18 protein-coding genes are annotated in these 18,957 nt (G+C 66.5%); 2 read left to right on the plus strand and 16 right to left on the minus strand.

What is annotated here, in order from left to right; translation table 11 throughout:
- Window positions 1–176: 176 nt before the first annotated feature.
- From E3O06_RS09900 to E3O06_RS09915, 4 genes are all read right to left on the minus strand, one after another.
- Complete coding sequence (locus E3O06_RS09900) at window positions 177–404, minus strand: hypothetical protein (protein ID WP_134503220.1); 228 nt, start codon at window positions 402–404, stop codon at window positions 177–179.
- Window positions 405–879: 475 nt separating this feature from the next.
- The gene (locus E3O06_RS09905) at window positions 880–1,212 is read right to left on the minus strand and encodes a peptidase (protein ID WP_134503221.1); all 333 of its coding nucleotides are present in this window, start codon (window positions 1,210–1,212) and stop codon (window positions 880–882) included.
- A complete protein-coding gene (locus tag E3O06_RS09910; RefSeq protein ID WP_241980054.1) occupies window positions 1,209–2,405 on the minus strand; it encodes an inorganic phosphate transporter in 1,197 nt (398 codons plus the stop codon). Before E3O06_RS09910 ends, E3O06_RS09905 begins: the two co-directional genes overlap by 4 nt.
- A complete protein-coding gene (locus E3O06_RS09915; protein ID WP_134503223.1) occupies window positions 2,398–2,871 on the minus strand; it encodes an 8-oxo-dGTP diphosphatase in 474 nt (157 codons plus the stop codon). The genes E3O06_RS09910 and E3O06_RS09915 overlap by 8 nt, the downstream gene beginning before the upstream one ends.
- A 73-nt stretch (window positions 2,872–2,944) precedes the next feature.
- On the opposite strand from E3O06_RS09915, the gene E3O06_RS09920 reads away from it, so the two are divergent.
- On the plus strand, window positions 2,945–3,199 hold the full coding sequence (locus E3O06_RS09920) for a mycoredoxin (protein ID WP_134503224.1): 255 nt from the start codon (window positions 2,945–2,947) through the stop codon (window positions 3,197–3,199).
- 24 nt (window positions 3,200–3,223) lie between these two features.
- Here E3O06_RS09920 and E3O06_RS09925 read toward each other — a convergent pair whose 3' ends face one another.
- From E3O06_RS09925 to E3O06_RS09970, 10 genes are all read right to left on the minus strand, one after another.
- A complete protein-coding gene (locus tag E3O06_RS09925) occupies window positions 3,224–4,252 on the minus strand; it encodes a 6-phosphofructokinase (RefSeq protein ID WP_134503225.1) in 1,029 nt (342 codons plus the stop codon).
- Between the two features lie 160 nt (window positions 4,253–4,412).
- On the minus strand, window positions 4,413–6,599 hold the full coding sequence (locus E3O06_RS09930; protein ID WP_134503226.1) for a DEAD/DEAH box helicase: 2,187 nt from the start codon (window positions 6,597–6,599) through the stop codon (window positions 4,413–4,415).
- A 300-nt stretch (window positions 6,600–6,899) separates the two neighbouring features.
- Window positions 6,900–7,247, minus strand: a complete 348-nt coding sequence (locus E3O06_RS09935; RefSeq protein ID WP_134503227.1) for a DUF6804 family protein — start codon at window positions 7,245–7,247, stop codon at window positions 6,900–6,902.
- Entirely contained in the window at window positions 7,247–9,151 is a 1,905-nt protein-coding gene (locus tag E3O06_RS17555) for a DUF2207 family protein (RefSeq protein ID WP_166788171.1), read from the minus strand. The genes E3O06_RS09935 and E3O06_RS17555 overlap by 1 nt, the downstream gene beginning before the upstream one ends.
- A gap of 60 nt (window positions 9,152–9,211) precedes the next feature.
- Entirely contained in the window at window positions 9,212–9,772 is a 561-nt protein-coding gene (locus E3O06_RS09945) for a GDSL-type esterase/lipase family protein (RefSeq protein ID WP_134503228.1), read from the minus strand.
- A gap of 99 nt (window positions 9,773–9,871) precedes the next feature.
- Window positions 9,872–11,392, minus strand: a complete 1,521-nt coding sequence (locus tag E3O06_RS09950) for an SDR family oxidoreductase (protein WP_134503229.1) — start codon at window positions 11,390–11,392, stop codon at window positions 9,872–9,874.
- Window positions 11,393–11,450: 58 nt separating this feature from the next.
- On the minus strand, window positions 11,451–12,314 hold the full coding sequence (locus E3O06_RS09955) for an aldehyde dehydrogenase family protein (protein ID WP_134503230.1): 864 nt from the start codon (window positions 12,312–12,314) through the stop codon (window positions 11,451–11,453).
- Window positions 12,311–13,858: an aldehyde dehydrogenase family protein gene (locus E3O06_RS09960; RefSeq protein WP_134503231.1), complete on the minus strand. Its 1,548-nt coding sequence runs from the start codon at window positions 13,856–13,858 to the stop codon at window positions 12,311–12,313. The genes E3O06_RS09955 and E3O06_RS09960 overlap by 4 nt, the downstream gene beginning before the upstream one ends.
- A gap of 9 nt (window positions 13,859–13,867) precedes the next feature.
- On the minus strand, window positions 13,868–14,896 hold the full coding sequence (deoC, locus tag E3O06_RS09965) for a deoxyribose-phosphate aldolase (protein WP_134503232.1): 1,029 nt from the start codon (window positions 14,894–14,896) through the stop codon (window positions 13,868–13,870).
- Entirely contained in the window at window positions 14,893–15,867 is a 975-nt protein-coding gene (locus tag E3O06_RS09970; protein WP_241980055.1) for a sugar-binding transcriptional regulator, read from the minus strand. The genes deoC and E3O06_RS09970 overlap by 4 nt, the downstream gene beginning before the upstream one ends.
- A gap of 119 nt (window positions 15,868–15,986) precedes the next feature.
- On the opposite strand from E3O06_RS09970, the gene E3O06_RS09975 reads away from it, so the two are divergent.
- A complete protein-coding gene (locus tag E3O06_RS09975; RefSeq protein WP_134503233.1) occupies window positions 15,987–16,931 on the plus strand; it encodes an ROK family protein in 945 nt (314 codons plus the stop codon).
- Between the two features lie 32 nt (window positions 16,932–16,963).
- On the opposite strand, the gene E3O06_RS09980 is transcribed toward E3O06_RS09975, so the two are convergent.
- Together E3O06_RS09980 and E3O06_RS09985 are read right to left on the minus strand one after the other, a co-directional pair.
- Window positions 16,964–18,187, minus strand: coding sequence for an MFS transporter (locus tag E3O06_RS09980; protein ID WP_134503234.1), 1,224 nt, complete (start codon window positions 18,185–18,187; stop codon window positions 16,964–16,966).
- Window positions 18,188–18,191: 4 nt separating this feature from the next.
- Complete coding sequence (locus tag E3O06_RS09985; protein ID WP_134503235.1) at window positions 18,192–18,851, minus strand: ScbR family autoregulator-binding transcription factor; 660 nt, start codon at window positions 18,849–18,851, stop codon at window positions 18,192–18,194.
- Window positions 18,852–18,957: the final 106 nt, after the last annotated feature.

An 18,957-nucleotide genomic window follows, 5' to 3' on the forward strand; every position in this document is an offset into this window, starting at 1 on the left:
AGCCGCAGCCTCCACGGCCGCAGCAGCGGCGGCCGCAGCCGCCGCCTGCGCGAGTCGCTCCGCCTCCCGGGCCTCGGCCGCGCGGCGTTCGGCCGTCTCGGTCTCGCTCATCAACACCCCGACCGCCACCAGCCGGCCCGCCTCGACCCGGCACAGGCCGGTGGCCTGCTGCACCATCAACGTCGGGTTGCCAAACCCGTGCCGGGCCGCCAACCCGGACTGACCCAGCTGCGGCCGGGACCCTCGGCGATCGTGCCCGCCAGCAACGCCGCCGCCGTGTTGCTCAGCCGCAGCAGCGCCGCGAGCACCTCCACATCCGACAGGCCGCCGAACTCGGCACTGGAACCACCGAGCGCCGCCACGGTGGCCGCCGCCCGGGTGAGCTCCATCGCCAGATTGTTCATGATTCAACCCAACACCCGACCACCGACATTCCCGAGGAAAAATCATGCTTACAAGCACTAAACCGACCACATCCACCAAAGAATACCCAAAGAAATGTTTCCGCAGCCATCACAGGCCCCCACCGGCACTGTTCCACAGCGCAGCACGGAACCGCTGCCATGACGTTGGTCCCGCCCCGCCACGCCTGGTATCGCTGGCCTCGGCGCCACGGTCGACGCCCGAGGACTCGAGCGAGTCGCCCCGCACCTAGCGCGATTCCGCTCCAAAAACCAGCCTGTGGAAACAGCGAAGGATTATAGCTGGCCGCGAATTTCTGGGCGGGAGGATCCGCTCAACTCGGCGAAGGCCTGCTGCTCGGCCAACCAGCGGCGCCTCCCGGGAAGCCCTCGGGCTCACCGAATTCGCCACCACCCCCACCCGTCCCAGCTGCTGAAACGGTCACGACAAGCGTTGGACCGCCACGAAGCAAGCCGGTCAGCGATGCAGTGCGGGCACGATGAGGTAGATGCCGTACAGCACGGCGATTCCGCAGAGCACGAAGCAGGCGTAGCCGGCGCACAACGCCAGGCGCTTCACCCCGGGCGTCAACGGGTTCGCAGCAGCCGCCTTCCGCGCTCGTTTGAGCTGCTTCGCAGCCTTCTTCGGCGTCAGAACGGTGATGGCACCGGTGAACTCGAGCGGGTCCACCAGCGGGATGCGTCCGGCCGTGGTGAGCAGGCGCAGGCCGAGGGAGTAGAGGCTCACGAGGAGGGCCGACGAAAACAGGGAGGCAACCGAAACGATGACGAACGCCCTCCAGTCGATCACAGGGACACCCGCTTGCGGCTTGGGCGGGAGGGCCGGCGCGGCGTCTTCTGAATGTTGACCACCCGTCCGGCGTCGTCGATGTCGTTGAGCAGGGTGTGGTGCGTCACCCGGTTGCGCCGGGACCAGCGGAACAGGGCCATGATGACGATCGTTCCGATCACCATGTCAAGCACGATGCCGACCGGGCCGAGCAGGGCGAGACCGGCCGCGAACGCGCCCATGATGGCCGAGGCCGGCAGCGTCATAACCCAGCCGAGCGCGATACGGCCGGCCATTCCCCAGCGAATCGTCGAGCCGCGGCGGCCGAGGCCCGAACCGATCACCGAACCGGACGCGACCTGCGTGGTGGACAGAGCGAATCCGAGATGGCTCGAGGCGAGGATCGTGGCCGCAGTGCTGGTTTCGGCAGCGAACCCCTGCGCCGGCTTGATCTCCGTCAGGCCGGTACCCATGGTGCGAATGATGCGCCAGCCGCCAGTGTAGGTGCCGATCGCGATCGCGAGGGCGCACGCGGCGATGACCCAGAAGGTCGGGCCGCTGCCGACGGCCTGGAAACCACCGGCGATGAGGGTCAGGGTGATCACTCCCATGGTCTTCTGGGCGTCGTTGGTGCCGTGGGCCAAAGCAACGAGTGAGGAGGAGAAGATCTGCGCGTAGCGAAACCCGCCACGGCCGTCTGGCTTGCCAACGTCCCGTCGGGTGATCAGGTAGGCCAGACGGGTCGCCACGAGAGCGACGATCCCGGCGATCAGCGGCGCGATCAACGCGGGCAGAATCACCTTGGCGGCGACGACGTTGTAGTCGACGGCCTGGGTGCCAACCCCGATGACCGTCGCACCGATCAGCCCGCCGAACAGCGCGTGGCTTGAGCTTGACGGCAGACCCACCAGCCAGGTGACGAGGTTCCACACGATCGCACCGATCAGGCCGGCGAAGATGAGCTCGGGGGTGATCAATATCCCGCCGTCACCCTCCTTGATGATGCCGCCCGACACGGTGCGTGCAACCTCGGTGGAGAGAAAGGCCCCGACCAGGTTGAGAATGGCGGCGACACCGACGGCGACCCTGGGCTTCATGGCCCCGGTCGCGATCGGGGTGGCCATGGCGTTCGCGGTGTCGTGAAAGCCGTTGGTGAAGTCGAAGATGAGCGCCAGCGCGATGACCAGCACGATGATGAGGCCGAATTCAGGCACGAGACACCACGCTTTCCAGGTCGGCGCCGAAGGTGAACGTGGCGCGCACCGGAACACCGGCAAGTACTCCCGGCAGCCAGTGACGGGCATCGTCCCACATCTCATCGACCGGCAGGCTCTCGACGTCGAACCAGACGGGATTCAGCTCGTTCGATTCCCGCGGTGTGCCCGACCACTCGTCGCAGACGAACACGGTCGACTCCTGGCTCCACTCCTCGCGATGCGGAAACAGGTAGGTGAGATATCCCAGTTCGGTCAGAGCGGATGCTGCCACCACGAGACCGGATTCCTCCTCGATTTCGCGCACCGCGGCATCCACTGCGCTCTCGCCGATCTCGAGCTTGCCACCGAGGCCGACGATGTTGCCCAAGCCGAGGCCTTTCTTCTTGCGCCCCAGCAGGACCTGCCGGTTGCCTTCGGGAGATAGTCGAGTGAGGTAGCACACGCATACCTGCGGCAAAGTCATTGCTTTATCTTAATGCTCGTTCAACAGAATGCTCGCGGAGTGGATTCAGAGGAAGCTCAGATAAGCTCCGGACATGGACTTTGTACCCGCTACCGGAACCATCACCATGTTCACGACCGACTGGTGCGGCTACTGCAAACGATTGAAGAAGCAGCTCGACACTGCCGGGATCGGCTATACCGAGGTGAACATCGAGCAGGTCGACGGCACACCGGAGCTCGTGATGAGCCTGAACAACGGCAACCAGACCGTGCCGACGATTCTGTACCCCGACGGTTCGGCGGCGACCAATCCCTCGCTGTCCCAGGTGCAGGCCAAACTCGCCTGACCCGCCAGACCCTCCTGGCGGGGCTCAGCCGAACAGTACTGCGGCCTCGTCGTAACGGGCCGGCGAGACCCGCTTGAGGCCGATGGTGGCCGAGGCGATGCTCACGACGTCGATCTCGGTGCCGCGCAGCGATACCATCGACCCCCAGTGAGAATTGTGGATCGCGTCCACCGCGGCCATGCCGAGGCGGGTGGCGAGCACGCGGTCGTAGGCCGAGGGGGCGCCGCCGCGCTGGGTGTGACCGAGCACGGTCGCTCGGCTCTCCACACCGGTGCGTTCCTCGATGAGCGGGGCGATGACCTCGCTGATTCCGCCGAGGCGAGGGCGATGAAAAGCGTCGAGGCCTTTCGTGGAGTGTGCTTCCTCCATGCCGGAGAGCAGAAAGCCCTCGGATACGACGATGACCGGAGCCCGGCCGCGATCTCGCACGTGCTCGACCCAGTCACAGATCTGCTCGATGGACTTGGGCTGCTCAGGGATGAGGATGGCATGGGCGCCGCCGGCCATGCCGGAGTGCAGCGCGATCCAGCCGACGTGGCGCCCCATGACCTCGACGACCATGCAGCGGCCGTGGGATTCGGCGGTGGTGCGCAGGCGGTCGATGGCCTCGGTGGCGATTTCGACGGCGGTGTTGAAGCCGAAGGAGTAGTCGGTGGCTTCGAGGTCGTTGTCGATGGTTTTGGGTACACCGACAATGTTCAGGCCGGCCTCAGTGAGGCGGTGCGCGGCGGTGAGGGTCCCCTCGCCGCCGATCGCTATCACGGCGTCGATACCGTTGGCGTCGAGCGTGCGCTGGATATTCTCGGGGCCGCCGTTCTCACCCTCGAACGGATTGGTGCGGGAACTGCCGAGGATGGTGCCACCCTGGCGCGACAGGCCGCGCACGCTGTGACGATCGAGGGGCATGAACTCGTTCTGCACGAGCCCACGCCAGCCGTTGCGGATTCCGATGAACTCGAAGTCGTACGTGCGCACGCCCTTGAGCACGGCTCCGCGAATGACCGCGTTGAGTCCGGGGCAGTCGCCGCCGCTGGTGAGAATACCGATCTTCATAGCTGGCCGATCTTGATAGCGGGACGAGTCGTGTCGTGATGATCATGTCGCAACCTGCGCTCGGTGACAATCATGTTCTTACAAGGGCACTCCGACAATCATGGTGCCTCAACCGGGGTCGACTCAAATCCACCGAACCCAGCCAAGGTGCCCGGTCAACCTACAGCTTTCCGTCGAGGGCCTGGGAGAGCACGTAGATGAGAGCACTCGCCTGCACCGAATCGGCCGCCGAGTACTCTTCCTGGGAACCATCGAGGGCGCGCGCTGCGAGGCCCTGCTTGCTGCCGATCAGATCGGCGATGCGCGCGTCGATGGTGTGCGCGGCGATGATTCGCCAGGCGGTGACCGGCTCGTCCTGGCCGATACGGTGCACCCGGTCGATGGCCTGGGTCTGCTCGGCCGCGGTCCAGCTCAGTTCGGCGAGCACGACGTTCGATGCGGCCTGCAGGTTGACGCCGACACCGGCCGCGGTGAGCGAGCACACCGCGATCGCGACGTCGGGATCGTTGTTGAACGAGTCGATGGCAGCCTGGCGGGCCAGGGCGCTCTGGTCGCCGCGCAGCGAAACCGTGCGCAGGTCGCGTTTGGCGAAGATCTCCTCTGCGGTGTCCATGACATCGATGTGTTTGGCGAAGAACACGACCTTGCCCACCGAACGGGCCAGCTGCGCGGCGTAGTCCGCCGCGAGGCCGGCCTTGGCCTGGCCGATCTTGCGCACCATCGTGAAGACGTTTTCGCCGGTGGTTTGGCCCTTGGAATCTTCGAGCTCGGCGTGGGCGACGGCGCGAATGTAGGCATCTCGCTGGTCTTCGTCGGGTACGGCCGGACCGCCGGAGCCGGCGTGCCGGGCTGCGACCAGCGCCTGATAGCGAGTGACCAGGCGGGCGCCGAGTTCACGTTCGGCCTGGCGGATGGATCGGCCGAGGTCGTCGTCGAGTTCCACCGGCAGGTCGGCGATGCGCTTGGCCGGCAGATCGGCGGCGACGTCGAGCTTGCGGCGACGAACGATGCCCATGTCGATGACGGCGGCGCGAGCTTCCTTGTAGAAGCCCATGTCGGCCGGGGTCAGCCCGGTTTCCTCGAGTCGTTTCAGCAGGGCGGGGGCTGGCTTGTCGCCGTCGATCCAGCCGAGGAACTGCCAGATGGCGCGAAAATCGTCGACGTCGTTGATGAGCGGTGTTCCGGTGAGGGCCATCAGCAGCGGGTTGCCGCCCGGGGTTCGGCGACGAATCTGCTCGGCGAGCGAGAGCACGTGCTTGGACCGCTGGGAGGACAGGTTTTTTATGAAGTGTGCCTCGTCGACGACCATGCCCTTGAACCCGAGCGTGCCCAGCCAGGCCAGATGCCGGTCGAGTACGTCGTAGTTCACCACGACGACATCGGCGAAAGCGTCGAGCGTGTCGCCATCCCCGTGGATGACGGTGGCACGCCGGTTCGGCGTCCACAGTTCCACTTCGCGAGCCCAGTTCATCTTCACCACGTTGGGCACGATGGCCAACAGCGGGTAGGCGTTGGCAACGGATGCCGCCAGCAGGCTCTGCGCGGTCTTGCCGAGGCCCGGCTCGTCGGCGAGCAGGTAGCTGCGGTGGCCGAGCCTGGCGCTCTCGATGAAGCGGGCCTGGTGCCGCATGAGCTCCATGCCGTTCGGCGACAGCCGGTCGAGGCGAGGTGCCTCCGGCATGTCCATGCTGGCCGCCTGGCCGCCTGAGCCGTACTCGAACGATTTGAAGAGCGGGCCGAGCAGTTCCCAGTTGGCGAGCCTGCGCGGGTGCACGATGGGCTGGGCGGCGGCGCTGAAGTCGGGGGCGAGGAACGGGTTGGCCAGCTGCCTGGCCTTGACCGACTGCGGGATGACCTGGTTCTGCAGCACGACGGGTGCAGCTTCGGGCTCGCGGGTGATGATGAGTTCGTCGGGGCTCAGCTCCGCGCCCGATTCGATCAGCCAGTCCCGGCGAAATCGCTGGGCTACGGTGGAGACACCGGCGTCGGGCTCGAGCAGGGTGATCAGGCTGGTGTCCCTGGCAGCGGTCTTGGCCAGAATCTGGGCGATGCCGTCGAGGCGTTTGAGCAGCTCTGCTCGGTTTGCGTCGGACAGCTCTTTGTCGCCCTTGACGCGGGCGCGTTCTTCACGCATGAGCAGCGCGATGACCTGGTATTTCGTGCGGTTGGTGGGTCCGAGCTTGGTGCCGGACTGTGCTTTCGCCTCGACCTCGCGCACCTTGCGGGCCAGAATCGGAATGATCGGCGCGTCGTCGTCACGGGAACGCGGGTGGGCGCGATTGCGGGTGGCTCCAGTGCGACCGAGGTTGTTCCGGCTGCCCGAGGCATCGGTGCGGGTATAAGCCATTGTTCTCCACTTCGAAGCAGCACGGTACGGGTACCGGCTTTACCTGTCCACGCGTGCCGGTCACGGCATTCCGGTGTTACCGGAACGCTGCACTCCGCCCATCGTTTCCGTAGTGCAGAAACAACGGCTCCAGGAAACACAGCACGGGTCCTGATATGACGCCAACCCACAGTCAAGCGGATGCTGTCACAGCGGTGGTGCCGTTGAATCAACCGATCCAACGGCTAAGGCCACCGGTTACGAGCGCACAGTCGAGACCTGACCCGGTTCTCTCAACGCGATAGTAGTCTACGCCTTCGTTCAATCCTTGCGCACCGGTACCTTGGTGCGCAGTCCGACGACGATGAACACGATGGCGGCGATGAACTGCGCCGAAACCCAGCCCTGCCCGCTGAGGTCGAGGATCACCACCGGATTCCACAGCACGGCCATCGGCACGAGGCCGATCAGCCAGTACCAGGACCGCGCCTGGATCACGAAGACGCAGATGATGAGCGCGAGGATACTGACCGCGTAGCGGATAATGATGAACGATTCGCTGTCGAGGAGCGCGAGCCCGGCGAGCAGAACGATTGCGCCGAGCAGCCCCGGTGCGAGGGCCGAGCGCGTGAAGGTCGGTTCGGCTGGCGTGCCCATTACACGTCCCATCAGACGCCCCCTCCGCCGCCGCCGCCGCCCCCGCCACCCGAGAAGCCACCGCCGCCCCCGCCGGAACTTGACGAACTCGTGGAGCTTCCCGACCATGACGCGCTCGTGGCGGTCGAGAATGTGCTGATCGCACCCGCGAAATAGGCCGCCTGGAACATTCCGGACCCGGAATACCAGTCGGGCTGGGTGTTGCTTTCAAAATAGTACTGGCTGAGCACGCCGGACCAGTCCTTCTCCTGCCCGAACAACACGGCCAGGGGAAGCACTCGTTCGTAGAGTTTCACGATCTGAACGGAGGGAGCATCCGCTGTAGCAGTGCGCTGCGTCAGATCGGGGCGTGAATTCTCCGGCCGATACACGGAGCGCACTGCTCCCTCCGGACTCTGTAATACTCGCAGCCGATCGGATTCGGCGAGACCTATATACAACTTGACGCCCTTCAGATAGTCACGAAGCTCAGCACCGCTGTCGGTCAGCGGTCGCAAGTTTCCAGCAAACACGAATGTGCCCACCGCGCTGATGATCGCCACGGCGATGATCAGCAACGGCCACAGACCGCCCACAACGGTGATGATGCCGCCGAGGCTTCCCGCCAGTGCAACGCCGGCGCTGACGACCGCGAGGACGAACAGCCAGACCCGCAACCCGTCGTTCTGCTTCTCCCGCAGTCCCAGCCGCAACGAGTCGGCTCGGGCAGCCAGGCGCTCCTTCTGCAGGGCTTTGCTCAGGGAGATGCTCTTCTTTTTGAGGTCTCGCTGGTCGCCAGCCTGCAGGCCGGGGAACAGCTTGCCGAGAATGCGGCTCTCGGTCTCGTCGACACCGTCGGCGTGCAGGAATTCAAGCAGAAAATGACTCTTCTTGTTGCCCGCCTCGAGGATGCGCACGTTGCCCCGCACGGCGAAGCTGATGAACTGGGCCGCCATAGCCCTGCTGGCGGTGCCGGTTACATCGCCCGAGGTGAGCAGGTTCACTCCCCGGGGCGGCAGGTATTCGGCGATGATCGTGAAGCGGCCGGGGGCGCCCCGCCAGCGCGTAGCCCGCAACAGCCCAGCGACGAGCGCCGTCAGCAGGCTCACGAGGGCGCCGACCAGCCCCACGCTCGGGAGCGCGTTGGCGAAGAAAGAATCATCCCGCGGCACGAAGGTGCCGGGCTCGAACGGGACGACGATCGTGAGGTTCTCCCGCGGGCCAAGTTCGAGGGCGAGGGCGGAGACGGACGGTTCGGACTGCGAGCCGACGAGGCGGATGCTGTGGCAGGGCAGATCTGAATCTTGCGGTCCCTGAAAACACCGCGCCTCTGCGCCGAACCGGTCGACGAGCTCCGGATCGAACCGCACCGTTGCGGTGACCAGGCCGAAGGTTTGGTCCCACCCGGTGCCGTTCACGTCCCAGTAGAACTCCTCGACGTTCGCATCGGAGGGGTAGAGGGTCACGTTGGACTGCTCGTAGGTGATCACGTAGGTCTGCGCGCCGTGCACGAATTCGTCGGCGGCAATGGTCACGTCGAGAAACTCCTGGTCTCGGTCTTCGCTCGTGGTCTGCGCGTCGAAACCGCGCGGAGTGCCGTTCTCGTCGGTGACACTGTCGATCGCGATATCGGTGGGGTGGCCCTGGTATCGCGTGGGGAGGGCCCGGCGAATGCCGTGGTTCTGGTCGCTATCGGGAAACCGGGCCACGATCGTTTCGATGGTTGTTAGCGTCGAGCGGCCGTCAGCGTCAAGCCCGAGCTCGTACTGCGCGTCGAAAGAGTCAAAACTGAAGTCGTTGGCGTCGGAGCCCACGATGCTGACGGTGCTGGCGCTGGCCGGTGCGGCGACGGCGGCCTGCGCGGGCGTTGCCAGAGCGAGCACGGCTCCCCCGATGACCAGCGCACCGAGTGTCAGGACAAGGGCAGGTCGGAGCATGAGTCCACTCTACCGAGCGTGCAGGGCCCGGACCTCTGCTCGCCAGCTCAGTCGTGTAGCTCAGGCGTGCTGGATGGGAATGGACGTCGTCGATGGAGGGCGTTCGAACAGAATCTCCAGCCCGGGCTTCAGTTCGCCCAGCCAGGCCGCGTAGCCGGCCGGGTTCAGGTGCAGCCGGTCGATGCCGAGCGCCGGGTCGAGCTCGCCGTCTGGCAGTGCGAGTGCCGGCCACAGGTCGAGGTATTGCACGTGCTGGGTGGGCGCGTACTGCCAGATATGCCGGTTGATCGAGCGGATGGTCGGGGCGAAGTCCCGGTCGCGCGGCAGAACCGACTGAACCATGATGCGGGTCTCCGGCAGCGCACGGCGCAGGGTGTGCAGGATGGTTTCGAGATTGCGCACGACGTATTCGTCGGATTTGCGCCAGCCAAGGTCGTTGGTTCCGACCCCGATCACGATGGCATCCGGCCGCAGCTCAATGACCTGATCAAGCTGGGATATCACCTCGTCGGTGGTGTTTCCGCTGACCGCCAGATTATGCACGTCATGTTCGGGGAACCATTCGTCCCATTGACCGCCCGCAACGAGGCCGTCGCCCAGAAAGGCGAGAGAAACTGACATAGTGGCCTCCTACTCGTAACCCATCATGCCCCGAACCGGTGCCAGCCGCCAGAATTCTCAGACTATACGCACGCTCTATCCACCCATTTACCCGCGGCCTCAGTCCGCGTGGGAGCCAGACACGGTCGTGAGCGGATGCCCGGCCTCGGCTTCGCGTTCCACCGCCGCCGCCGCCGTGATGCGCGTGGCCATGCCCTCGAAGATGATGCCGTGGAACGGAAAAATCACGGCCCAGTACAGCCGACCGCCGAGGCCGCGGGGAAAGAAGATCGCGCGCTGCCGGTAGACCGAGCCGCCGGCATCCGTTGGTAAGACGCTCATTTCCAGCCAGGCTCGGCCGGGAACGCGCATTTCGGCGCGGAGTCGCAGAAAACTGCCGTGGTCGATCTGCTCGACCCGCCAGAAGTCGAGCACCTCGCCGTTGTGCAGGTGGTCGGGGTTGCGGCGGCCGCGGCGCAGGCCAACGCCGCCGACGGCCTTGTCCATCAGGCCGCGCACCGCCCAGGCGAGCGGAAAGGAGTACCAGCCGTTTTCGCCGCCGATGCTCTCGATGACCCGCCAAAGCGCGGCCGGGTCGGCCGGGGTGGTTTTCTCGCGCAGGTCGGTGTAGACCACGTGGCCGGCCCAGTCCGGGTCGCTCGGCAGCGGGTTGCTCGACGCGCCCTCGATCGAGGAGTTGCGCCAGCTGGTCTCGACATCGCCGTCGCGCATGCGGCCGAGCGCCAGGCGCACCGCCCGTCGGTAACCGGTGAGGCCGCCCTCCGGCTGCGGAATGAAATCGTCGATGTCACTCTCGTGCACGACGCAGTCGTATTGCAGGGAGGCGATGATGGGGATGGCGAGGTTGCGCGGAATCGGCGTGACCAGGTTCACCCACTGGGAGGCCAGCCACGGGGTCAGCACGGGCAGGGCGGCGATGGCCCGTTGCTTGAGGCCGGCTTCGAGGGCGTAACCGTTCATCATCTGGCCGTAGCGGAGCACGTCGGGGCCGCCGATATCGAAGGTGCGGTTCACCTCGGGCGCCAGGTCGGCCGCAGCCTGCAGGTAGTAGAGCACGTCGCGCACGGCGATCGGCTGGATCTTGTTGCGTACCCATTTGGGCGCTGGCATGTAGGGCAGCACGTCAGTCAGGTGGCGGATCATCTCGAACGAGGTCGAGCCGGAGCCGATGACCACGCCGGCCTGGAACGCGATGGTCGGCACGCCGCTCGCAAGCAGGATGCGACCAACCTCTCGCCGGGAATTCAGGTGAGCCGACAGCGTCCCGGTCGAAGGATGCAGTCCACCGAGGTAGACGATGCGGGAGACGTGGGCGGCGGCAGCGGCCTGCGCGACGTTTTCGGCGGCCAGATGCTCGGTTTTCTCGAAGTCACCGGCCGCACCCATCGAGTGCACGAGGTAGTACAGCACGTCGATGTCGGCGCAGGCGCGCTGCAGGCTGGCGAGGTCGCCGAGGTCCCCCTGCACGACCTCGACCTGGTCGGCCCAGGGCACATCGCGCAGCTTCGAGGGGGTGCGCACGAGCACCCGCACCGTGAAACCGGCCTCGAGGAGTTTGGGTACCAGGCGTCCGCCGATGTAGCCCGTGGCTCCCGTGACAAGTGCTCTGCGTAAGGTCATGCGGGGAGCCTATCCCGTTCCCTTGACCCCCTGCTGAGTGCCATCCTGCCCTGTCGACTCAGAGGATGGCCTTGGTGTGCCAGACCGTCTTCAGCTCGGTGAAGGCGAGGATGCGCTGCAGGGCCGGGGCTGCGGCATCCGCTCCCGATTCGGGCGGGAGCACCCGCTTGAGCGTGTCGGCGGCGCTGATCTGCAGCTCCACCCAGTCGAGGTCGCCGGCACCGACCAGGTCGAGGGCGTTGACGTCGGCGTGACTGGCCAGCCAGGGAGCGATCTCGGCCGGGGAACCGGTCACAACGTTGACCACCCCACCGGGAACGTCGCTCGTGGCGAGTACCTCACCGAGGCTGATCGCCGACAGCGGAGCGTTCTCGTTGGCGACGACGACGACCGTGTTACCGGCCACGAGGGCCGGTGCAATAGCGCTGACCAGGCCGAGCAACGACTCACTGCCCTGCGGAGCGATGATCGCGACGACGCCGGTCGGTTCCGGTACCGACAGGTTGAAGAACGGGCCAGAGACCGGATTGGCGTTTCCGGCCACCTGCACGTATTTGTCGGCCCAGCCGGCGTACCAGACCCAGCGGTCGATGGCCTCGTCGACCTGGGCGTTGGCGACGGCGGTGGTCACGCCCTCGCTGCTGACGATTTCGTCGACGAACTGCGCGCGGCGCCCCTCGAGCAGCTCGGCGATGCGATAGAGCACCTGGCCGCGGTTGTAGGCCGTGGCCCCGGCCCAGCCGGAGAGGGCACTGCGGGCAGCCACGACGGCGTCGCGGGCATCCTTGCGGCTGCCCTTCGCGGCGTTGGCCAGAAAATCGCCCTTATGTGAGAGCACCTCGTAGACGCGGCCGGATTCGCTGCGCGGAAACTTGCCGCCGATGTACAGCTTGTAGGTCTTGGGAATGGCGAGGCGGTTCACTTGGCGGCCTTCTCTGCGGATGCGGACTTCTTGCTGGCGGATGCGGACTTCTTGGTGACCGGTGACGCACCGTGATCGGCGGCGGCAATCGACCGTGAGCCGGTACGCACCGCGGGCTTGAGGTAGGCGGCGAGGCCGTGACGGCCACCCTCGCGGCCGTAGCCGCTCTCCTTATAGCCGCCGAACGGGCTGGACGGGTCGAACTGGTTGAACGTGTTCGCCCAGATCACGCCGGCACGCAGCTTGTCGGCAACGGCGAGGATACGGCTGCCCTTGTCGCTCCAGATTCCGGCGGAGAGACCATAGGGGGTGTTGTTCGCCTTTGCGACGGCCTCGGCCGGGGTCCGGAAGGTCAGTACAGACAGCACCGGGCCGAAGATCTCGTCGCGGGAGATGCGGTGGCTGGTCGTCACGTTGGTGAAGATGGTCGGCGCGAACCAGAAACCGTTCTCGGGGATGACGCAGTCGGCGCTCCAGCGTTCGGCGCCCTCCTGCTGGCCCAGTTCGGACAGCTCACGAATGCGGGCGAGCTGTTCGGAACTGTTGATGGCGCCGATGTCGGTGTTCTTGTCGAGCGGGTCTCCCAGACGCAGGGTCTGCATGCGGCGCTTGAGCCGGTCGATGACGTCGTCGTGGATGCTTTCCTGCACCAGCAGGCGGCTGCCGGCGCAGCAGACGTGGCCCTGATTGAAGAAGATGCCGCGCACGATGCCCTCGACGGCCTGGTCGATCGGGGCGTCGTCGAAGACGATGTTGGCGCCCTTGCCGCCGAGTTCGAGGCTGAGCCTTTTGTCGGTACCGGCGACCGAGCGGGCGATGGCCCGACCGACCGAGGTCGAACCGGTAAAGGCGACCTTGTTGACGCCCGCGTGGTTGACCAGCGCCTGCCCGGAGCTGCCGTCGCCGGTGATGATGTTGACCACGCCGGCGGGCAGGTCAGCCTGCTGCAGAATCTCAGCGAACAGCAGCGCGGTGAGCGAGGTCGTTTCGGCGGGCTTGAGCACGACGGTGTTGCCGGCGGCGAGCGCCGGGGCGATCTTCCAGGCCAGCATCATGAGCGGAAAATTCCACGGGATGACCTGGGCGGCGACGCCGAGTGAGGCTGGGTTCGGGCCGACTCCGGCGTGGTCGAGCTTGTCCGCCCAGCCGGCGTAGTAGAAGAACCAGGCGGCGACGAGGGGAATGTCGACGTCGCGGGTTTCCTTGATCGGCTTGCCGTTGTCGAGGGTTTCGGCGACGGCCAGTTCGCGGGCGCGTTCCTGCACCAGACGGGCGATGCGAAACAGGTATTTGCCGCGGTCGCTGCCGGACAGCCGGGACCAGACCCCGTCGTAGGCGTGACGGGCGGCGACGACGGCGTCGTCGACATCCGTTTCGTTGGCGGTGGCGATCATGGCGATCTGTTGTTCGGTGGCCGGATTGATGGTCTGGAACGGGGTGCCGCGGCCGGCGGTGAACTCGCCGTTGATGAACAGGCCGTAGTCGCTCTTGAGGTTCAGCAGGGCCTGCGACTCGGGGGCGGGTGCGTAGTCGAGAAATTTCATGGTCGTTCCCTAGTCAATCGTCACGTAGTCGGGGCCGGAGTAGTGCCCGGTGGTCATCTTCTGGCGCTGCAACAGCACGTCGTTCAGCAGGCTGGAGGCGCCGAAACGGAACAGGTGCGGGGTCAGCCACTCCTCCCCCACGGTTTCGGCGACCGTCACGAGATACTTGATCGCGTCCTTGGAGGTGCGGATGCCGCCGGCCGGTTTCACGCCGATGCGCACACCGGTGAGGCGGTGCCAGTCGCGCACGACTTCGAGCATCGACAGCGTCACCGGCAGCGTCGCTGCAGGGGCGACCTTGCCGGTGGAGGTCTTGATGAAGTCACCGCCGGCCAGGATGGCCAGCCAGGAAGCGCGGCGCACGTTGTCGTAGGTGTTCAGTTCGCCGGTCTCAAGGATCACCTTGAGGTGGGCGAGGGTTCCGTCGGTGCGACGGCACGCCTCTTTCACGGCGACGATCTCGTCGTAGACCTGGCCGAACCGGCCCGCCAGGAACGCTCCGCGGTCAATGACCATGTCGATCTCGTCGGCACCGGCCGCGACCGCGTCGCGCACGTCGGCGAGCTTGATGGCGAGGGATGCGCGCCCGCTCGGGAAAGCGGTCGCGACGGCGGCGACATGTACTCGCTGAACACCGGCTCCCTGGGTTCCACCGGCAGCGTGGGCCGAACCGAGCGCGGTGACGGCGGCGCCGACCATGTCGCCATACACGCAGACCGCGGCGACGCGGGGGCAGCCGGGGTCGCCCGGGTCGGGCACGAGCGCCTTGGCGACGAGGGATCGCACCTTGCCGGGGGTGTCAGCGCCCTCGAGGGTGGTGAGGTCGATCAGGCCGATGATGGTATCGATCGCCCAGCGTTTGGAGCTCGTCTTGATCGAGCGGGTGCCGAGGTCGGCGGCGCGGGCTTCGAGGCCGACAGCGTCGATTCCGGGGATGCCGTGCAGGTATCGGCGCAGGTTGGCGTCGGTTGCCTCCCCGCCGATCAGCGCGAGGGCGCGCCGTTCCGGCTGGTAGGTGGCCATTGGGCTGCTGGTCATGGGGTGTCCTTTTCCTGAAGCAGGGCGTTCGCGGTGTCTTCGTCGGTCACCAGCACGGTGCACAGCCCATTGCGCACGACGGCACGGGCGATGGCGTGCTTGGTGTTTCCGGAGATGACCGCGATGGTCAGTGGGGCGCGGCGCAGCTGGTCGATCTGAATCCCGACCGTGCGCTCGTTGAGTTCCGGGTCGACGATGCGACCGTGCTTGTCGATGTAGCGGCCGACGACGTCGCCGACGGCGCCGCGTGCGACGAGTTCGTTGATCTGTTCCACCGTCAGGTAGCCGCTGTCGACGAGGGCGGAATTCGCATCCGCCTGGCCGGCGCTGAAGACGTAGGCCTGGGCGTTGCGGGCCAGGGCGAGCACCCCGGCGACGGTGCGGTCCGCTTCCATCGCCTGCTTGGTTTCCAGGCGTTCGAAGATGGCGGGGCTCGGCAGCAGGGTGGCGGAACCGTCGGCTTTGTGGGCGATGGTCACCGCAGTGGATGCCGCGGTGCCGGTGCGTTGGTTCAGGCTGACACCGCCGTTGATCTGCACCACGTTCACCCCCGGCGCCCACCCCTGTTTCAGGTGCAGCGAGACGTCGTGCAGAGTACGACCCCAGCTGATGCCGAGGGTGCGCGGGATCGGGCGCAGGCTCGTGAGATAGTCGGCGGCAGCCTGCGCCGTGCGTGACTGTAGCTCGGCGTCGCTCGACACCCCGGCGGAGGAGACCACGATCGCGTCGGTGAGGCCGGTTGATTCGCGCAGGCGACGTTCGATCGGCAGCCGGCGGGCACGCGGATGCACGATCTCGATGCGGATGAAACCGTTGGCCTTGGCACTCGCGAGCAGCCGGCCGACCTTCCAGCGGGTCAGGCGCAAGATCACACCGATCTCGTCCTGGGTCTGGTTTTCTTCATAGTACAGTTCGGCGGCGCGGATGGACAGGAGTTCGTCGGTGTCGCTCATGGTGGTGTTGCGGTCCAATCGTTTGGGCCCAGCCTACGTCGACCGGTCGCCCGAATCAACAGCCGTAGGGATCATTGCTCATCTGAGCAGCGCCGGATGCGCACAGGGACCGCGGCGGGCACCAGTACGATCGATGCATGAGCAGCACCGCCCGGCCCCGTTACGTTCTCGCCGTTGATGTCGGCGGCACCAAGGTCGAGGCCGCCCTCGTGGATGATCACGGTGTTGTCCTCGGCGCCAGCCGTCGTCGGGCGGCTACCGGCGCGAGCGCGTCGAGCGAACAGCTCGCCGCCTGGGTCACGAGTGTGGTGACCCAGGCTCGCGCGGCCCTGCCCGTCGACGCGGCCCTGATCGGGGTCGGAATCGGTTGTGCCGGGCCGATTCATCTGAGTGACGGCGCGGTGTCGCCGCTGAACCTGCCGGTCTGGCGCGAGTACCCGCTGAAAGAGCTGGTCGCCGCGCTCGTACCAGACCTGCCGGTGCGCCTGCGCATGGACGGGCTGTGCATCACGCTCGCCGAGCACTGGGTGGGCGCCGGGAAGGGCGTTGACAATCTGATGGGCATGATCGTGTCGACCGGCATCGGCGGCGGCCTCATTCTCGGCGGAGTGACCGCGTCGGGGCCGACTGGCAATGCCGGCCATATCGGTCACATCGAGGTGGGCGGCTTTGACGACCCGTGCGCCTGCGGCGGAGTCGGCTGCATCGAGGCGATCGCTTCCGGCCCGAAAACCGTCGCCTGGGCGCGCAGGCAGGGATTCACCGGCGAGTCGGGCGAAGACCTGGCTCAGGCTTACGCGACCGCCGACCCGGTTGCGGTGGCAGCCGTCGCGCGCAGCGGCCGGGCGCTCGGCCAGGCGATCGCCTCCGCCGCGACGCTGCTCGACCTCGACCTCGTCGCCATCGGCGGCGGCTTCTCCAACGTCACAGGCGACCTGCTCGTGTTCGCGCGGGAGGCCATCGCCCAGCGCGTGCAGTTCGCCTACGCCACCCGGGTGCGCGTGGTAGCCTCGGCGCTTTCGGGCGACGGCCCGCTGATCGGCGCCGCGGCGTTGATCCACCGCGCCGAGCTGGTGCCCTAAGCGCGCTTGGGGCCTGTCCCGAACGCCGCCCGTCAGCGCGAGCGTTCGAGATCGTCCTCCAGCACGTGCGGACGACCGATCACGGCGCCGGCGATGACGATGACCAGCGCGCTGGTCAGCAGAAAGCCGAGTGGCCAGATCCACCCGCCGCTGAGCTCGTGCAGCAGGCCGAAGACCAGCGGCCCCAGTGCCCCCAGGGTGTAGCCGACGCTCTGCACGAAGCTGCTCAGCGCGACGGCACCGGCGTGAGTGCGAGTGCGCAGGTTGATGAGCACGAGTGCGAGTGGAAAGAACAGGGGCCCGAGGCCGGCCAGGCAGACCCAGAGCCAGGTCAGGGTCTCTGGCACCAACAACAGCCCGAGGTCACCGGCCACGAAAACGAGCACACCGACGTAGACGAGCGGTCCCACGTTGGTCAGCCGAGCCGTGAGCACCGGAATGACGAGCGCGCACGGAATACCCATGCTGGCGTAGAGGGCGAGGAGCGTTCCCGCCTGGGCCGGACTGACCCCGGCGGTGTCGACGAGCAGTTGCGGCAGCCAGGCGAACATGGCGTAGGCGTTGAGCGATGACGCAGCGAACACGCCGGCGATCGCCCAGGCGATGGACGACTTCCAGAGGCGACCCAGAATCGCGGCGTCGGCCTCGTCAACGACCGGGCCGGATACTCTTGCGGTGCGTTGCCGCATGAGCAGGGTGACCCAGGGGACCAGCGCGAACAAAGCGAGCAGCATCCACATGCCGAGCGAGACGCGCCAGCCGGCGGCATCCGCTACCGGAACGGCGACCAGCGCCGGGATCAGGGTGCTCAGCGAGAGGACGGTGACGTAAAGGCTCGTCACGAGCCCGACGCGGTCGGGGAAGTATTTCTTGACCAGCGGCGGCAGGAGCACATTGCCGACGCCGAGCCCGGCGAAGGCGATGACACTGCCGAGGACGAGCATGGTGATCGAGCCCGACAGGCCACGAGTGACGTGTCCGATCAGGATCGCCACGAGGGCGAGCACGAGCGGCAGCTCCAGGCCGTGGCGGCGCGTGATCATGGGGCTGAAGATGCCGAAGACGGCGAAACACACCGGGGGAAGCATGCCGAGCACACCGAGCGACAACGCGCCGAGCGGAATATCGACGTTGACCTCGGTCACGATCGGCGAAAGTGCAGCCACCGCCGTGCGCAGGTTCGCCGCGACCACGATGAGACCCAGAAGGGCGAGGCCGCGTCCCGGCAGCAGTCGGCGCGAGACGGCTGTATTCACTCGGTCAGTCTAGGGCCAGGGCCGCGGCGCGTTCCCGCTGCACGTCAGCCGCGAGGTTCTTCAGGTCGTCCCAGCGTTCGGGTGCGACGAGGCCGGGCAGGAGCATCGCCCACATCTCCGTCAGGCGCTGGTCGATATCACCGCGCCCGGTCAGAACGTCGGAGACAACCTGCACCCCCGTGAAAGCGGCCGTGAAAAAGTGGGCAGCTGCACGCACGTCCACCGTCGGAACGACATCGCCCTCGAGAATTCCCCGGCGTAGGAATTGCTCACACGTGACCATCCAGTCCAGATAGGGCGCGGACACCGGCGTCGAGAAATTGACCGCTTCAATCGTCAGGCGAACCCCGGCACTGACGATGACGTCATCGCGCAGCTGTCGAGCCAGTTCGTAGGACATCGACACGAGGGCACGCAGGCCGGGCACGTCGTTTTCGAGCAGCAGTCGACCAGCACCGACCGATTGCTCGTGCTGGGCATCGATGATGGCGACCGCGAGGGCTTCCTTGGAATCGAAGTGAAAGTACAGTGCGCCCTTGGTGACTCCCGCAGCGGCGCTCACCTGGGCGAGAGACGTGCTTCCGTAGCCGCGCTGTTCGAACGCTGCCGCCGCGCCGCGAATTATCGCGGCGCGCGTTTCAACAGCTCGTGCTTGTTGTGGCATGGAACCCCCAGGAAAATGCTCGTGTGCCCAGCGTACCGGGGCGGACTGCCCCCATGAGTGCCCCCGCGGCCTGGCGGCCTTTGTGGCTATACAAAAAACATACTCT

The organism is Cryobacterium glaciale (genome assembly GCF_004402535.1).
Classification (GTDB): Bacteria; Actinomycetota; Actinomycetes; order Actinomycetales; family Microbacteriaceae; genus Cryobacterium; species Cryobacterium glaciale.

Coding starts and splice junctions, on each gene's coding strand:
- E3O06_RS09900 (WP_134503220.1), bottom strand. CDS start 404: ATGAACAATCTGGCGATGGAGCTCACCCGGGCGGCGGCCACCGTGGCG.
- E3O06_RS09915 (WP_134503223.1), bottom strand. CDS start 2,871: ATGACTTTGCCGCAGGTATGCGTGTGCTACCTCACTCGACTATCTCCC.
- E3O06_RS09920 (WP_134503224.1), top strand. CDS start 2,945: ATGGACTTTGTACCCGCTACCGGAACCATCACCATGTTCACGACCGAC.
- E3O06_RS09925 (WP_134503225.1), bottom strand. CDS start 4,252: ATGAAGATCGGTATTCTCACCAGCGGCGGCGACTGCCCCGGACTCAAC.
- E3O06_RS09930 (WP_134503226.1), bottom strand. CDS start 6,599: ATGGCTTATACCCGCACCGATGCCTCGGGCAGCCGGAACAACCTCGGT.
- E3O06_RS09935 (WP_134503227.1), bottom strand. CDS start 7,247: ATGGGACGTGTAATGGGCACGCCAGCCGAACCGACCTTCACGCGCTCG.
- E3O06_RS17555 (WP_166788171.1), bottom strand. CDS start 9,151: ATGCTCCGACCTGCCCTTGTCCTGACACTCGGTGCGCTGGTCATCGGG.
- E3O06_RS09945 (WP_134503228.1), bottom strand. CDS start 9,772: ATGTCAGTTTCTCTCGCCTTTCTGGGCGACGGCCTCGTTGCGGGCGGT.
- E3O06_RS09950 (WP_134503229.1), bottom strand. CDS start 11,392: ATGACCTTACGCAGAGCACTTGTCACGGGAGCCACGGGCTACATCGGC.
- E3O06_RS09960 (WP_134503231.1), bottom strand. CDS start 13,858: ATGAAATTTCTCGACTACGCACCCGCCCCCGAGTCGCAGGCCCTGCTG.
- deoC (WP_134503232.1), bottom strand. CDS start 14,896: ATGACCAGCAGCCCAATGGCCACCTACCAGCCGGAACGGCGCGCCCTC.
- E3O06_RS09975 (WP_134503233.1), top strand. CDS start 15,987: ATGAGCAGCACCGCCCGGCCCCGTTACGTTCTCGCCGTTGATGTCGGC.
- E3O06_RS09985 (WP_134503235.1), bottom strand. CDS start 18,851: ATGCCACAACAAGCACGAGCTGTTGAAACGCGCGCCGCGATAATTCGC.